At 34.7% G+C, this 16965-nt stretch carries 14 protein-coding genes and 1 pseudogene; 2 read left to right on the top strand and 13 right to left on the bottom strand.

All coding sequences use genetic code 11. The annotated features are described in order from the left end of the window. Positions 1-329: 329 nt before the first annotated feature. The 9 genes from RU96_RS01565 to RU96_RS01525 form a co-directional block, all read right to left on the bottom strand. Positions 330-515 (bottom strand): hypothetical protein, encoded by a 186-nt coding sequence (locus tag RU96_RS01565; protein WP_071863796.1) that lies wholly within the window; start codon positions 513-515, stop codon positions 330-332. Between the two features lie 14 nt (positions 516-529). Beyond that, entirely contained in the window at positions 530-1309 is a 780-nt protein-coding gene (locus tag RU96_RS01560; protein WP_071863795.1) for a hypothetical protein, read from the bottom strand. A 98-nt stretch (positions 1310-1407) separates the two neighbouring features. Next, the gene (locus RU96_RS01555; RefSeq protein ID WP_071863794.1) at positions 1408-3237 is read right to left on the bottom strand and encodes a glycoside hydrolase family 13 protein; all 1830 of its coding nucleotides are present in this window, start codon (positions 3235-3237) and stop codon (positions 1408-1410) included. 5 nt (positions 3238-3242) lie between these two features. After that, complete coding sequence (locus RU96_RS01550) at positions 3243-5654, bottom strand: glycogen/starch/alpha-glucan phosphorylase (RefSeq protein WP_379923999.1); 2412 nt, start codon at positions 5652-5654, stop codon at positions 3243-3245. A gap of 144 nt (positions 5655-5798) precedes the next feature. Continuing rightward, entirely contained in the window at positions 5799-7235 is a 1437-nt protein-coding gene (gene glgA / locus RU96_RS01545; RefSeq protein ID WP_071863792.1) for a glycogen synthase GlgA, read from the bottom strand. Between the two features lies 1 nt (position 7236). Further along, positions 7237-8382: a glucose-1-phosphate adenylyltransferase subunit GlgD gene (glgD, locus tag RU96_RS01540; RefSeq protein WP_071863791.1), complete on the bottom strand. Its 1146-nt coding sequence runs from the start codon at positions 8380-8382 to the stop codon at positions 7237-7239. After that, complete coding sequence (locus tag RU96_RS01535; protein WP_071863790.1) at positions 8372-9514, bottom strand: glucose-1-phosphate adenylyltransferase; 1143 nt, start codon at positions 9512-9514, stop codon at positions 8372-8374. The genes glgD and RU96_RS01535 overlap by 11 nt, the downstream gene beginning before the upstream one ends. 37 nt (positions 9515-9551) lie before the next feature. Further along, complete coding sequence (glgB, locus tag RU96_RS01530; protein ID WP_071863789.1) at positions 9552-11474, bottom strand: 1,4-alpha-glucan branching protein GlgB; 1923 nt, start codon at positions 11472-11474, stop codon at positions 9552-9554. 476 nt (positions 11475-11950) lie between these two features. Next, on the bottom strand, positions 11951-12325 hold the full coding sequence (locus tag RU96_RS01525; RefSeq protein ID WP_071863788.1) for a hypothetical protein: 375 nt from the start codon (positions 12323-12325) through the stop codon (positions 11951-11953). Positions 12326-12474: 149 nt separating this feature from the next. Here RU96_RS01525 and RU96_RS01520 point away from each other — a divergent pair, with 149 nt between their 5' ends. Both RU96_RS01520 and RU96_RS01515 read left to right on the top strand, forming a co-directional pair. Next, positions 12475-13017, top strand: a complete 543-nt coding sequence (locus RU96_RS01520; RefSeq protein ID WP_071863787.1) for a DUF2179 domain-containing protein — start codon at positions 12475-12477, stop codon at positions 13015-13017. Between the two features lie 230 nt (positions 13018-13247). Continuing rightward, the gene (locus tag RU96_RS01515; protein WP_071863786.1) at positions 13248-13847 is read left to right on the top strand and encodes a hypothetical protein; all 600 of its coding nucleotides are present in this window, start codon (positions 13248-13250) and stop codon (positions 13845-13847) included. A gap of 232 nt (positions 13848-14079) precedes the next feature. On the opposite strand, the gene RU96_RS01510 is transcribed toward RU96_RS01515, so the two are convergent. The 4 genes and pseudogenes from RU96_RS01510 to pflA form a co-directional block, all read right to left on the bottom strand. Continuing rightward, positions 14080-14523, bottom strand: coding sequence for a hypothetical protein (locus RU96_RS01510; protein ID WP_071863785.1), 444 nt, complete (start codon positions 14521-14523; stop codon positions 14080-14082). A 209-nt stretch (positions 14524-14732) separates the two neighbouring features. Beyond that, positions 14733-15551, bottom strand: coding sequence for a DUF1803 domain-containing protein (locus RU96_RS01505; RefSeq protein WP_071863784.1), 819 nt, complete (start codon positions 15549-15551; stop codon positions 14733-14735). 144 nt (positions 15552-15695) lie between these two features. Then, complete coding sequence (locus tag RU96_RS01500; RefSeq protein ID WP_071863783.1) at positions 15696-16625, bottom strand: manganese-dependent inorganic pyrophosphatase; 930 nt, start codon at positions 16623-16625, stop codon at positions 15696-15698. 97 nt (positions 16626-16722) lie between these two features. Then, positions 16723-16965, bottom strand: a pseudogene (gene pflA, locus RU96_RS01495) (pyruvate formate lyase 1-activating protein); the annotation flags it as partial.

Genomic DNA, 16965 nt, shown 5'->3' with positions numbered 1-16965 from the left:
TGTTAAAACGTCGTCAGATTAGCGCTTATGATAATGTTTGTTTTGACAGTTTTTACGGAATGCTATTTCTTCAAGGTCAATTTCAAGGTCATTTACGCTCAAATGATTTTATTTCGATTAACATGAGTGATGAAGTTCTTTGTAAGTTACTAATTATATAATAACAGTTTTAGCCTTTAGTGTAATTATCACCAAGGGCTATTTTTTTGTTCTCTTACTCAGTTTACGATAACATTAAATTTACCCAAAAACCTCTCTGAAATGATTATTTTATCATCTCAGAGAGGTTTTTATTGGGACTGATTGTTATATAGTCTAATTTTGCTTACTTATAAAACAGTTGGATCATAATGATAGGTGATATCACCATTATGATGGGCTTCACCAACAAAATATTTTTTATCAGCTCGATTAACCCACGCATTGCGAAATAAAAAGAAATTTTCGCGGCTGACTTCAATTTTTTTGATTTCACCATTTTTCAACTTTTCTAATTGTACATCATATGTTTCCATTTACTGCTACCCTCTTATTCTTCAAAATAACTAGAACGACGCCCTTCAGATTGACCGTCTTCAATGAGACCTTTTAAATCACGTTCCAACACTTTACCTTTTTTTCCATGTTTTGCTTCTGAATTTGAGGTGGCTTCCTCTGCTTTTAAGTCTTCATCATGATAAAACTTTTCTACCGTAGGGTCATCGGCTCTTTTTTCTTGAAACGCGGCTGGTTCATGATCAAACAATAAATATTGATCTTTATTTTTGGATAAAGAGGCCAACAATTCTGTTTCATTAACTGTTTCTTTTTTTTCATCTGAAATTAAAGAAGCAGGGATATATTTAGGTACAAAATAAGAGCGCCCACCACTATAGCGTTTCACCGTACTCTTTTCTGGTGTTGAAGTGTCATTTTTCACTTTATATGTTGACCTTTTGTACTCTTTACCAAAAAGAGAAGTTCGGCCAGCTAAATCTGTTTCGGGCTTAATTTTTTTACTGTAATCTGGTAAATTGGCCCGATGCTTCTTTAGTTCTTCTTCTTGGGCTAAGGTATGGCCTTGTTTGGCGGCAGTTGCTTTCCGGGAGCGGCGCAAAGCCCGTTCTTCCTTTAATTGATCACTTTTTAGTACACTTTTTTTCGGTGGCGTGTAAAAAGAAGTTCCATTATGTTCTGTTTCATCAGTTAAAAGCCAACTACGATCTTTGGCAAAAAGATTGCGTTTTTCTTTTTGAATTTTAACATCTTCATTGTCATCGTAAACTGGAAAGCGGTAATGTTTCCGCTTTATATCGGTATATTTTCCCATTATAACTTCATCCTTTATCTACTTTGTTTTATCATACCATAAAGCAAATAAATCTATTGAAAATTTACCCCAGCTAAGTGGAATTTTAAAATTCCAACTTAAGCAAATAATTTCCCGCTAAAGACACAAGCGTCCGCCTCTTGAATCGTCTGATTTTCTCCGATGATTGCTTTTAATCGTTCTTTTGTAATAGGCAAGGGACGTAAAGTTTGAATTTCTGCTACATCAATAGCTTGCATCCCATTGCTAGGATTAAAAAAGACCAAAACAAAATCTTCACTATCATAACGCAAAACGCCCAACAATCGCTTTGTGTATAAAAGTAAAAATTCCCCTTGATGAATAACAGGATTATCTTTACGTAAAGCAATCCAACTTTGACAGGCTTCATAACATTTCAAATCGATGTTATCCCAAGGGAAAAACTTCCGATTTTCAGGATCTTTTCCGCCCGTTAAGCCCGCTTCATCTCCATAATAAACACAAGGAACTCCTGGAAAAAGATGTAATAAGCCAAAAGCTAAAGATAATTTACGAGTATCACCATCTAATTGGGTTAAAATTCGTTCGGTGTCATGGGTTCCAATGTTATTAAAACTATTATAAAAAACATCACGAGGATAGTTTTCTTGTAAGGTAGTAAAGTGTTTCGCAATCGTCTCTGGTGCACAGCCTGCTGTTAAAAATGCTAAAGCTTGTTCGCGCAACGGATAATTCATCACACCGTGTAGATGATTACCTAAAATATATTGGCGCCTTTTACCATAAGAAATTTTATTCGAAGCGTCTTCCCACACTTCGCCTAGTAATACTTTTTCTTCAAATTGATCGAGATTATGCCGGATTCCCGCAATAAATTCATCCGGCAGTTCATCAGCTACATCTAAACGCCAACCGTCAACGCCAAACTTGTTCCACTTTGCCAACACACCGTTATCGCCATAAATGAACTGCTGAAATTCTGGGTTGTCTTTATTAATCTCTGGTAAATCCTTTACTCCCCACCAAGAGCGGTAATCATCAGGATAACGATTAAAATTAAACCAAGGATAATAGCGACTATGGATATTCCGATAAGCACCTTTTGTTTGTCCATAAGCGCCATCATAATTAAAGTAGATACTATTGCGACCAACATGACTAAAAACACCATCTAAAATCACATGAATATTATTTTCATGTAGTTCAGACAATAACTCCAAAAATTCTGCCTCAGTGCCTAAAATTGGGTCGATTGCTAAATAGTCACTGGTATCATACCGATGATTACTTCGCGCTTCAAAAATGGGATTCAAATAAATTCCAGTGATTCCTAACTCTTTTAAATACGGAATTTTTTCTTTAATGCCTTTAAAATTACCACCAAAAAAGTCCCAGCGACTAATATCGCCATTCTCATCTTTAATATACATTGGTTCATCATGATGATTCCCATAAATAAAAGTATTTGGTTTGGGATGATTCACTAACCCGTGTTGATTGCCATTATAAAAACGATCAGGAAAAATTTGATAAAAAACGCCTTCACGATACCATTTAGGTGTCACTTCAGCTTTTTTGTAGCAGGTAACTTGATACCTTTTAATTTCATCAAAATGATCGACTAAATGCCCAGCTCCCCCACCTTCAATTGCGCCATAATAGCGAGTGTGCTCAGCGCGATTAGCGTCCAAATAATGAACTTCAAAATAATAAAAATAAACGCCTTTGCCTTCATTGAAAAAATAATCAAAGTGATACTGCTGCGTGCCATAGCTTTCCATGGCAATGGTGTGAGGTTTATTCTCATCTTTTGCGATGACTAACGTAACACCTGTAACAAAATCATCTTCGACACTAATTTTAAAGGAGACAAACTCATTTTCCAAAACCGCACCAAATGGTTTCTTATACTCTTCTAACCATGAATTAAAATATACCGCTGTCATAAACCTTACCTCATTAACTCTTTATGGGCAAAGACTGGTTCTATTTGCCAGATATCTTCTGCATAACGCGCAACAGTATGATCTGCAGAAAATTGGCCCGCATTTGCAATGTTAATTAAACTCATCTGTTGCCAACGTCTTTTATCACCATATAGTTCTTCAATTTGTTTTTGAGCAGCACAATAAGAATCAAAGTCTTTTAAGACGAAAAATTCATCATTATATTTGATTAAAGAATCAAATATTTCTTGGCCTTCAAAGTGAATATTAGGAATGGTGCCATCAATAAAGGCATTTAAAACTCGTTGTAGTGTAGGTGAATTTTCATAAATGCTCATGGCATTGTAATTTTGTGCTTGATAATAGCCGTATACTTCTTCTTCTGTTAAACCAAAAATAACAATATTCTCTTTACCCACAGCATCGCGAATTTCAATGTTGGCACCATCTAAAGTAGCAAGTGTAATCGCACCATTTAACATCAGTTTCATATTGCTAGTACCAGAAGCTTCTTTTGAAGCTAGTGAAATCTGTTCACTGACATCTGCTGCTGGAATAATTCGTTCTGCTAAAGTTACATTGTAATTTTCTAAAAAGACAATTTTGATCCGATCTTTTACGTCTGGATCGTGATTAATTAATTGGGCAGTTTCGTTAATTGCTTTAATAATTGCCTTTGCATACGTATAACTTGGCGCTGCTTTAGCTCCAAAAATGAAAACTCGTGGCACCATTTGAAAATCAGGGTTATCTTTAATCGCAAAATATAATTTTAAGATGTGTAAGAGATTTAATAATTGACGTTTATATGCGTGTAGACGTTTGATTTGTACATCAAAAATTGCATCAGCTGAAACTGCAATTCCGGTTGTTTCTTCAATATATTGTGCTAATGCTACTTTATTTTCTTTTTTTGCTTTAGCTAAAGCAGTTAAAATAGTATCATCTTCCACATAATTTTGTAGCAAATGCAAGTCATTACTTTTTTTCCGCCAAGAAGTTTTAATCGTTTGATCTAAAAGATTGGCCAATGGTTCATTTGACAGTTGCAGCCAGCGTCTTTGGGCAATCCCATTAGTTTTATTATTAAAGCGATCTGGGAAGATTGTATAAAAATCATGCAATACAACACTTTTTAATAAATCTGTATGCAATTTGGCAACACCATTGGTACTGTGGCTACCAATAATCGATAGGTTAGCCATATGGACTTGCCCATTTTGAATAATGCTAGCCCGTTCAATTAATTCGATATCATAATACTGACTATATTGATTTACAAAGCGGCGATTGATTTCTTCAATAATCTGATACATGCGCGGTAACATTTCTTGCATCAATTCGATCGGCCATTTTTCTAAAGCTTCTGCCATAATCGTGTGATTAGTATAACTCATTACCTTCACTGTTACTTCCCAAGCTTGCTCCCAAGTTAAATCACATTCATCCAACAAAATACGCATCATTTCAGGTATGCATAATGCTGGATGTGTATCGTTAATGTGAATGGCAATATATTGACTCATGGTCGTTAATGGCTTATTTAATTTTTTAAAGTAGCGGACAATACTTTGGACTCCAGCCGAAACAAAGAAGTATTCTTGCAATAATCGCGTTCTTCTTCCTCTTTCATTGGAATCATCTGGATATAACACCGCTGTTAAATCTTCTAATTCCCGCCGCTCTTCTAAACTGCGGTAGCGGTTTTCTTCTGAAACGGGAATTTCTACTGACCATAGTCTTAACGTATTTACTACGTCATTTTGATAGCCTACCATTGCGGTATCATAAGGGACAGCTTTAATTAAGCGACTATTTTCATAAACTGGCTTTAAGCGCCCGTCTGCTAGAGGTAACATATATACGTTACCGCCAAAACGCACATCCACTGCCTTACTTTCTTTACGGACTTCCCAAACGTTACCATTGTTTAACCATTCATCAGGCAATTCTACTTGATAACCATCAACAAAACGTTGTTTAAATAAACCATAATCATAACGGATACCATTCCCATTTCCCGGTAAGCCACAAGAAGCAATCGAGTCCATAAAGCAAGAAGCTAATCGACCTAGCCCACCATTTCCTAATGCCATATCTTTTTCTTGTTCAACAATTGCATCTAAAGAAAAGCCCAACTCGGTTAAACCATCCCGAACGGTATCTAAAATGCCTAAGTTTAACAAGTTACTTTTAAGCATTTTTCCTGGTAAAAACTCAATTGAAAAATAATAAACTTGCTTTGTTTCTTCTGTGAGATAGTCTTTCCACGTTTGCACCCAGTCATCAGCGTAATAAGCTTTAACCACGCTACCTAATACGTGAAAAAGTTCCTGCGGTGTAGCATCATTAATGTCCATCGCATATTTTTCTTTTAACCGTTGGATCATTTCTTCTTTAAAAACCTTTTTAGTAATTTTCATCTCTTTTCCTCCTAGATAATAAAAAGTTGAAGAAGCAGGCTTCTTCAGCTTAATTTTTTGCTATTTCAATTTTAAAATTTAGTCGGTAAGAAGCTGAAAAACAGCGGGCTGCTTCCCAGTTTCTTACCGACGTATTTTTTAAACTAACGTTTCATATAAGGCAACATATTGTTTTGAAGAAGTTTTCCAACTAAAATCTTTTGCCATTGCTTGTTGCATAAGATTTTGCCAAGTTTTTGGGTCACCTACATATAAAGTAATTGCTTTTTCAATCGCTTTTAATAATTGATAAGAACTAAACTCAGCAAAACCAAAACCAGTCCCCTCACCAGTGACAATATTATATGGGATGACAGTATCTTTTAAGCCACCGATTTCATGAACGATTGGTAAAGTTCCATAACGCATAGAAATCATTTGCGATAGGCCACATGGTTCAAAAGCAGACGGCATCAAAAAGGCATCTGCTGCTGCGTACATCTGTTGTGCCAGTTTGACATCAAATGAAATGCTGACCGCACATTTATCAGGATAAGTTGCGGCAAAGTAACGAAAGCCATTTTCAAAATCTTTCTCTCCTGTCCCTAATAGCACCAGCTGGACATCATTTTGTAAAAGACTGTGTAACTCATCAAGTAAAAGATTAAAGCCTTTTTGATAAGTTAAACGACTAACTACTGCAAAAAGTGGCACATCTGCTTTGACTGGTAGTCCCATTTTTGCTTGTAAATCTGCCTTGTTTTTTGCTTTTCCACTTAGATCTTGTGCATTGTAGTGATAAGGTAATGAAAGATCAGTATCAGGATCATTTAAATCGTAATCGATACCATTTAAAATACCACTTAACTTACCAGCTTCCATTCGCAAAATAACATCTAACCCAGAGCCAAATTGAGGCGTTTTGATTTCTTCAGCATAAGAAGGGCTTACCGTATTGACCCGATCAGCATACAAAATCCCAGCTTTCATAAAGTTTAAGCAATCGTTCATGCGCAGCGTACCATCTTCATAGCGTTCCATCCCAACGCCAAATAAATCTGGTAAAACACTACCGGCATATTGCCCTTGAAACTCAATATTATGGATAGTCAAAACGGTCTTAATGTTATTATATGCATGAATCCAACGATATTTTTCTTTTAATAAAAACGGGAGCATCGCTGTATGATAATCATTGGCATGTAAAAGGTCTGGGATAAAATCAATGCGCTCCATCATTTCAATTAGCGCCAATTGGAAAAAGGCAAAACGTTCACCGTCATCGTAATACCCATATAAACCATCCCGAGCGCCAAAATAGTATAAATTATCTAAAAAGTAATACGTAACGCCATTTAATACTAGTTGCTTTACGCCACAATACTGTTTTCGCCAACCGACATTTACGTAAAAAGAGAATAAGTCTTCACATTGATTAGCATATTCAGCTGGTATTTTTTTGGCAAAATAAGGCAATACGACGCGACAATCGATACCTTTTTTGACTAGTTCTTTTGGCAAAGCACCAGCGACATCGCCTAGACCACCTGTTTTAAAAAAAGGAGCACACTCAGCGGCAGCAAACAATACTTTCATCTTATTCGCCTCCGTAAACATCGGAAATAATATGACTTTGTTTCTTTATCACAATTGGTTCTTCTTTTGTACCAATAATTTTAACCCCTGGAGCAACTTGAACGGCTTTATCTAAAATCGCATATTTCACTGTGGCACCTGCACCAATCTTATTATTAGCCATCACAATCGCATCTTCTACTACCGCGTCTTCACTAATTACAGTATGACGTGAAACTAAAGAATTTCTCACTGTCCCTTCAATAATTGAACCCGTGGCAAATTGCGAATTTTCCACTTGTGAAGTTGGCGCATAATAAGTTGGAACTTCATTTTTCAACTTCGTATAGATTTTTTTACTTGAATAAAGTAGTGAACTAAATTTTTGCGGGTCCAACATATCCATATTGGCTTGATAATAAGAGTGAATATCAAAAATATTATTCAAATAGCCAGTGTATTCATAAGCTGAACTTTTGACACTTGTAATTTTTGAGCGTAAGAAGCTTTCCAAATTAACAGATACGCCTTCATTTTGCCCTTGGGACAACGCTTCAATTAATCTTTCAGTTTGCACAATGTAAATATCAGCACAAAGATTAACGGCATCAGTTAAATTACTATCTTTTGCTTGTGTGGCATGAAGAATTTTGCCATTTTCTTCCATTTCTAATACCATATCCGTTGGATAAACTTGTGATTTGGGCATACGTTTATATACAACTGTCATGTCGTTTGCTTGCATTTGATGAATTTTCAAGACTGCTCGCAAATCAATGTTGCATAACATTTTGCTACCCATAAAAACGGTATATTCCGATTTTGATTTCTGTAAATAGTCAATTAACGTATCATAGTAGTGTTTATTTTCTGCTTTTTGTTTTAGAAAATCTTGGTAAACATGAATGAAGAAGCGATTGCGGACACTATCTAAGTTCCACTCTTTACCGCCACCGATATGGTCAAAAACTGACTGTGTTTCTCCTTCGTTAAAGACCATAAAAACAGTACTAATATTCGCATTGACAATGCTAGATAAATTAAAATCGATCAAGCGATATTTACAATCAAAAGGTAGTGTTGCAAGGGGACGGTTTTCTGTTAATGGTAATAACTCATTATAACGATGTAAATTACCCAAAATCGCACACATTTTATTAGTTCTCATCAAGAGTCACTCCAATCACTTCAGAATAGCCGACAACAGCAATTTCTTCACTGCCATCAATCACTGCATTATCACCTACGATGGCATTTTCACCAATAATCGCACGATGAATTTTTACATTTTTTCCAATTGTTGCCCCAGGCATTATCACACTATCAGTAATGGTGGTTCCTTCTTTTACTTGGACATCATCAGATAAAATAGAATGATTAATTTCACCAGAAACATAACAACCATCGACAATTAGCGAATTTTTAACAGCAGCTGTTTCTGTTAGGAAATGTGGCGGTGAAATAGTATTTTTTGAAAAGACACGCCATGATTTATCGCGAATTGCAAGTTCCATTTCCGGTTCAATAAATTCCATATTGGCTTCCCATAATGAATCAATAGTCCCTACATCTTTCCAATAACCGGAAAAACGATAAGCAAAAACATTCTCACCTGATTCAAGGTAATTTGGAATTACATGTTTACCAAAGTCAATCATTTGGCCATCTTTTGAATAGCTATTCATTAAGACATTGCGTAAACGTCCCCAGTTAAAAATATAAATCCCCATTGAAGCGAGATTGTTTTTTGGTTCAGCAGGTTTTTCTTCAAATTCAATAATACGATCATTTTCATCCGTATTCATAATTCCAAAACGGGAGGCTTCTTTAATTGGCACTTCGATAACTGCTACAGATAATGAAGCGTTATTTGCCTTATGCGTTTCTAACATTTCTTCATAGTCCATTTTGTAAATATGATCGCCAGATAAAACAAGCACATATTGTGGATCCATTTGATCAATGTAGGCGATATTTTGGTAAATCGCATGGGCAGTTCCTTCAAACCATTTACTTCCTTCAGAACTTGAAAACGGCTGTAAAATTGTCACCCCAGAATTAATACCGTCTAAGCCCCAACTTGCTCCATTTCCAATATGGTTATTTAATGCTAATGGTTGATACTGTGTAACAACACCTACATTACGAATACCAGAGTTGGCACAATTACTTAAAGTAAAATCAATAATTCGATAGCGGCCTCCAAACGGAACTGCTGGTTTGGCAATATTTTTGGTTAATTTTCCTAGCCGCGTTCCTTGACCACCGGCTAAGATCATCGCTAACATTTCTGTTTTCATTTTTACGGTGAAAATTCACCATTCCCCCCTTTTATTTTTATGCTTTTGCTTTTTTAGTTTTTGGTTTTGCTCGTGTATTAATGTTTTCAGGTTTAATTAACAATGCACCCAAAGCTGGTACAATCGTTTTAAACTGATAATGATAATCTTTAAAAGGTAACGCAGAAGTTTCTCTCACGGGATTTGACTTAGTCCAAGTCCCACCAAATTCTTTCATCTCAGTATTTAAAATTTCTTTATAGGTACCAGGATATGGCACCCCAATGACAAAATCTTTACGCTCAACTGGTGTTAAGTTTAAAACGACGATGACAAAATCTTTTTTTGTTTTGCTGCGTCGAATAAAACTTAAAACAGTATCATCTTTATTGTCCGCATCAATAATTTCAATGGTATCGTAATCGCCTTCTAATTCAAAAAGCGCTTTTTCATCCTTATAAAGAGCGTTTAAAGTTTGCGTAAAATGTTGCATGTTATGATTCATGTCATCATTTAAATCAACCCACTCTAACCCATGGTCGTACTTCCATTCTAAAAACTGTCCCCACTCACTACCCATAAAGAGTAGTTTTTTCCCTGGGTGTGTCATCATATAGGTGTATAGATTTCGGAGTTGGGAAAACTGCTTATAGCGATCTCCCCACATCTTATGCATTAAGCTTTTTTTGCCATGAACAACTTCATCATGGGAAAGTGGCAAAATATAATTTTCACGCATCATGTACATGAAAGAAAATGTTAAGAGATTGAAATTGTCACGTCGATAGATAGGATCCATTTCATAAAAACGCAAGACATCGTTCATCCAACCCATATTCCATTTGTAATCAAACCCTAAAGCACCACTTTCAATCATGCCCGTAACTTTGGTCTCAGATGAACTTTCCTCAGCAATCATTAACGCATCAGGGTGAGCTAATTTCACAACCGCATTCAATTTTTGCAAAAAGTAATACCCTTCAAAATTACGATTTCCCCCTTCATGATTTGGCGTCCAAGGGCCTTCATCATAATCGCGGTAAATCATATTAGAAACAGCATCCACCCGAATACCATCCACGTGATAAAATTCCAACCAAAAAAGTGCACTTGAAATTAGAAAGCTTTGCACTTGAGGCTTACCTAGGTCAAAATTAACCGCACCCCAACGCACATTTTGAGCTCGATCATAATCTTCGTATTCAAAAGTTGGCGTCCCATCATAGTAAGGTAATGTATCTTCATTAATGCAAAAATGCCCCGGCACCCAATCAACTAAAACACCGATGTTTTCTTTATGACAAGCTTCAACAAAATCCTGAAATTCTTCTGGTGTCCCATAATAAGAACTTAGGGCAAAATAGCCAACCAATTGATAACCCCATGATTTCCCTAACGGATGTTCCATTAAAGGCATAAATTCAATATGGGTATAGCCCATTTGTTTCACATAAGGAACCAATTCTTCTTTCAAGTCTGCAAAAGTGTAAGGGGTGTTGTCTTTGTGATGCTTCCAAGAACTGGCATGGACTTCATAAATATTCATTGGACGCTTAAAGTGATTAGTACGCTTTTTTCGTCCTTGCCATAAGCCATCTTTCCACTTCTTTTCTGTCATTGTATGTAAGACAGCTGCACTTCCGGGCCGTTTTTCAAAACGAATTGCAAAGGGATCTATTTTAAAAATCTCGCGACCATTGGCTTGCCGCACTTTAAATTTATAAAGATCACCTTCATTAGGTTGGGATGTCGTTAGTTCCCAGATACCAGATTCTCTTTTGGATAAAGGAAGTGAATCGTCCCAATTGTTAAAATCACCCACTAACCACACTTGTTGGGCATTAGGAGCCCAAACCCGGAACACAAAACTGCCATCTGTTTTTTTATGTGCACCTAATAAATGCTGGCTGTAAAAATTTTCCCCTGTTAAAAAACGTTCTTCTGCAACTAGAACGTCATTTGCTTGCTTTTCTTCAACCATACCAGTTTCCTTTCTATCCTGAATATTGCGCATCAACTCATTTTTCCAAATCCAAAAACTAGAAAAAAACTTAAATAACTCGCTAAGTTTTTCTAATATAATAATAACACATTTCTAATCTAAGAAAAGAGTTTTAGCAAAAAAATAACTCCTTTTTCCTAAAAATATTCCATTACATCTTCGTTAATAAAAAAAGCTGATATGTAAAGCGTTTTCAAATATTATTTTGAATACGATAACATTATTGTTAAAATAAAGACCAAGCAAAATACAATGATTTGACAGCACAAAAAATAAAAGTTATATAACGAAAAGTACGCTTGAAAAGATGACACAACATTATATGAGACTACGATGAGCAATATTATCGTAGAATTGTCCCTTTTTTGCTCAAGAAAAAAAGCATCTGATGATTTAAAAATCAGATACTTTAAAATAATTCATAATTTAGAGACTTACCAATTAAAAAAAATCCTTTACAACAAGGAAAAACGATGGTAGATGATAATGCTACATTGGAGTGTCCCCATTATCATCAAAAAAATACGGATACTAATGGGTAAATATACAATAAGTAATGCAATAAATAATAATATCAAACCTTGTACAAAAGAATAATAGTAGCCAAAAGGAAAGGCAAAACGCAACGCCAAATAAGCAAAAAAACTACCCATCGAAATCAACAGAAACTTAAAAAAGACAACTAAAAAATGGTCAAAAGCAGGATGATAATCGAGTGCATGTTGGACGGAAAACAAAGTTTCTGGATTAATCAATAATAAATAAATCGAATAGTATAAACCGAAAAATGCCACCATACCATGACTGACTAACAAAAGGCGTCGGCTCATTTCCTCTCCTCCTCCATTTATAACAACCGTTCTATATAACAATTGTAATCTTTTTTTAATATTTTCGCAATAAAGTTCCATTTTGATTAGTGTTTCAATTGTAATTTTTGTCTTTGTGGTGTATTTTGGAGCAATAAGGAGGGTTTTAATTGGACTTTAAACTTTTATTTATGATTTTTGCTATTAATTTTGCTTATATTACGCTAAATACATTGCGTTTTATGTTGACGATGAAAGGTTATCGCATCATCGCGCCATTAGTAAGTATGGTAGAGATTACAATTTATATCTTAGGTCTTTCAATGGTCTTAGATCGCTTAGATGACCCGATTAATTTATTTGTTTATGCTTTAGGATATGCGGTAGGGATTAGTGTGGGGATTAAAATAGAAGATAAACTCGCTCTAGGCTATATTATGGTTACGGCAATTTTACCTTCCAATACAAATGAAGATAATCATTTACCTAAAGTATTAAGAGACAACGGCTACGGTGTTACGCAAAGCAGTGCACAAGGTCTTGAAGGTGAACGAGTCGTATTAGAAATATTATCACCACGAAAAAATGAGCGGCAATTATACCAACTCATTAAAAGCGTAGAAGAACGCGCCTTTATCATTTCTTATGAGCCCAAATATATTTCTGGTGGCTTTTGGACCAAAAAAGTACGTAAACGCCAACAGCGACAATAAATACAGCGGTATCGCCTCTTTTTGCTAGATAACAATATTTTGGAAGATTGCTCTTATCACTTGTAAAATCATCTAATTCTTTTAAATAAACTAACTTTTAAGCGTATTACTTAAAAGTTAGTTTTTTCTTTATCAGATTAAATTAATAAACAGCTTTTTTTATGAGAATAATTCGACATTTACTTATTATTTTGTTATTATTAATGAGAATAAATGTTTGGAGCGAAGTTATGTCTAATTTAAAATTACTAAAGTATCTTACCGTAGCGTGTGGATTTATTGCTACGATTCTTTTTATTTCTGCGGTATTTACTGATTATTTTGCTAGCACACTCGCAAGTAAATTATCATTAAATGTACTAGGAGAAAGTAGTATTGTAGCAAATTTTTTTAATCATCTTTTTATTTTTTTTACTGTCGTTTTTAGCGGCCTGCTCTATTACTATTGCAAAAAAACCGATAAATCGGAATTTAAAGAAGCCACTTTTTTTTATTTCATTGCCTTTTTAATCTTATTTTTACGTACCTTCCTTCCTAGTGGCGACGTTCACTCCTTTACCTATCTTCTGGCTGCAGGTATTCAAATATTAGCCACTCTAATGGCACTCTTCTTCTTTTTAATCGTCTTTTTAAACCGAAGATATCCTTTTTTATTTGCGGCTTTGATGATGGTGGATATTTTAATATATATGGGAAGTGTACTATATAGTGTCTTATTAACGGATTTTTCTCTTCCTAACCTAGGCAGTATTATTGCAGCTAGCATTAATATTACTTTTTTCAGTCTTTTCTTTTTAACAACACCAATAAAAAAAGAAAAAATCATCTAAAAAATAGGTATGACGTATGACAAATCTTTTGTCATACGTCATACCTATTTTTTTCAAATAAAGACTGCCAAAGAAAGAACTTCTACTTAAACCAGCGGAAAAATTTATAAATTTGAGCCATTATTTTCTTAAAATTTCTCATTATGCTAGAAATTAATCACCTCTATCACAACCATTTAGCATTAAAAAGTTAGGTTATAAAAAAGAAGTGATCACTCACTTCTAGAACAAACTAGTTTTCAACCCACAATTCTTTAATGACACCATTAGTATAAACTTTATATAGTGATTCAACTTTACGTTTTGGACTTGAGGCTACAATTAAATAAAACTTTCCGTTAGTATCATAATCCAGATCTCCTACGACTTTGTATGAAAGTGGTCGATTATCGTAGTTTGCATTGTCTATTAAATATTTAATTGCTTGTGGGGCGGTGACGATAAAATTATTTTCAATTAACCAATCCACCACAATAGGAACAATAGTTTGGGCGCCAATTTTTTGTTTTTGTTGAATTGCCAAAATAACTTCGCCATCAGAAAATTGACTCTCATCAATTTGATTGGCTTTAAGTTCTAATCGAGCAGCTTCTACTTCTGCCATTGAAATAAATTGAACCATTGAGCCTGTTGCCTTTACTTTCCCATTTACATATTCCCTTTTGATTTTCTCCATCCAAAAGTCCCCCCAGATTTATTCTATAATAATAATATCATTTAATTGTTATAATTTCAATTATTTTATTATCATTTTTTAATCTTTCGTGAATAAAAATGAGTACTTTGCTTAAAAAAATCATATTATTTGTATCGATCTCGCAGAAATTGGCTTTATTAGCTAAAAAAGAACGCTCTTTGCTAAACAAAAAGCGTTTACTATCTCATTTAATTTTCATTAAAAAAAACGAACTGTAGCGTTTGGGCGTTTTGTGCTGCTAAGTAACTCGTCAATAATAGTCGCCATTTTAGCAGATCTGTCTTTTCAAACTTCATTTTTTCATCAGTATGAGCTAAAAGAGGTACCTTTAATTTTAAACTACTATCTTCATTAACCATTAAAATTCCAGTCAGCGATAATGCCCGACTGAAAATAGACGGACGAACCTTTTTACCCTTTACTACTCTTTCAATAATATAAGCAAACTGCAAACCTGCATAGATTGGATCTACATCGCCTAAAATGGCATATAAAGGATTGGTTTCAGTTAATTGTTCATGTTTTAACGCTTCAAAGTAAGATGGGATAGTGTCATATTTAGCATCTAATTGACAACTAACAAATTGTAAAGTATCACTTTTAAACAAAGCGACTTCTGCTAACGCAATCGTATCTATTACACCGTAAAAATAATCTTGCTTCATGAGATGTTCATAATCCTCAAATGCTGCCACTATAGCAGCAGAGCTTTGTTGTAATTGGCTTAGTGTAATTTGAAAATCTGCTTTCTTTTCTATGGCTGTCACTAACTCTTTTGTAACGATTGGAAACAATAACCGATACCGCCGTTCTTCTCGTAAAATTAAGTTTAGTTCAATCGCCAGCTCAATTGTTTTTTCTAAATTTTCCATCGGGATATTTTTCTTCAAATCCCGTAAAATAGTTCCTTCATGCAGATATAAATAGCTACAAAGTTGCTGAAAAGTAGCACTATGCGCTAAATTTTGATAGTGCTCACTTTTACTACCACCGTAATAAAATTTCATCTTTTAACATTACTCCTTGTTTTAAGCTAACATTCCATATAAAAAACCCGAGAGAGCCGTTTTCTTTATTACCACAATAGTAATAAAGAAAAATCCCACTCTCATTCGGGCGTACTTTATCATTTAGTATTTAACTCGACTAGCTTAACTAAAAGCTTCAGTTAATTGTGGTACAACTTGTTTTTTACGAGAAACCACACCTTTTAATAAAGCGCGATTATTTTCTAACTTCGTATCAAAAGCAACTTCAACTTTTTCTTTTGGCTCGCCTACAACTAATAACTCAGAATCACTATCTAAGATGTTGGTTACAATTAAAACGAATAAATCATAGCCATTTTTCTCATTTTCTTCTGTCATCGCCGCTTCCAATTCAGCTTGACGATTGAAAACTTCATCTAAATCAACTGTATTAACTTGGCCAATGCGAATGTTTTTATCTCCCATTGGAAAGCTTTTAGCATCAAGATCTAATAAAAAGCTAGCAGATTTATCGCTTAAATTTGTACCAGCTTTCAACATATCTAAACCATATTTTTCATAATCTGTTTCAGCTAGTTCAGCTAGTTCTTTTGCTGCAGCGATATCTTCTGGTGTACAAGTTGGAGATTTAAATAATAATGTATCAGAAATAATCGCAGATAACATCATTCCCGCAATTGCTTTAGGAATTTCTACTCCTGCTTCTTTGTATAATTTCAAAACAATGGTACTAGTACACCCAACAGGTTCAGCGCGGTAGTATAGCGGATTAGCAGTTTCAAAGTTGGCAATCCGGTGATGGTCTACAACGGCCAAAATATTAACGTCTGCAATATCGTTTACACTTTGTTGAAATTCATTGTGGTCAACTAACATGACATTTTCTGTATCTTCTTTAGCATTTGTAATAACACGCGGAGCTTTTAAGCCAAAGTAATCTAACGCATATTGTGTTTCTTCACTTGGTGTACCTAATGCAACAGCTTCAACTGTTTCTTCACGTAATGTATCTTGCAAATGAGCAAAGGCAATTGCAGCTCCGATTGCATCAGTATCTGGATTTTGATGACCAAAAACTAAAATTTTTGACATATAAGACACTCCTTTAATAATCATAGGTTTTACATTCTTCTTTATGATAGCAAAAAACAGGAAAGATTCAATCAAAAATGCATCTTTCCTGTTAAATTTAACGGGTTAAATATTTTGTATAATTATCAGTATGCAAAAGCTCTTTGGCATTTTTAACCCGATCTTCAGCCGGTGGTTCAATTCCTTCTAAAGGATATTTTAATCCCATTTCCTGCCATTTGTATTTGCCCATCGTATGATACGGTAAGATTTCTACCTTATCAACATTTTGTAAAGTTTGAATAAAGGCATCTAAACGAATCAAATACTCGTCATAGTCGCTTCGATGCGGGACTAACAC

Origin of the sequence: Enterococcus canintestini (genome assembly GCF_001885735.1) — a bacterium.
In the GTDB taxonomy this organism is placed as follows: Bacteria; Bacillota; Bacilli; order Lactobacillales; family Enterococcaceae; genus Enterococcus_C; species Enterococcus_C canintestini.
Note: the sequence above shows the minus strand (reverse complement) of the source record. Positions and strands in the feature narration are given on the sequence as shown.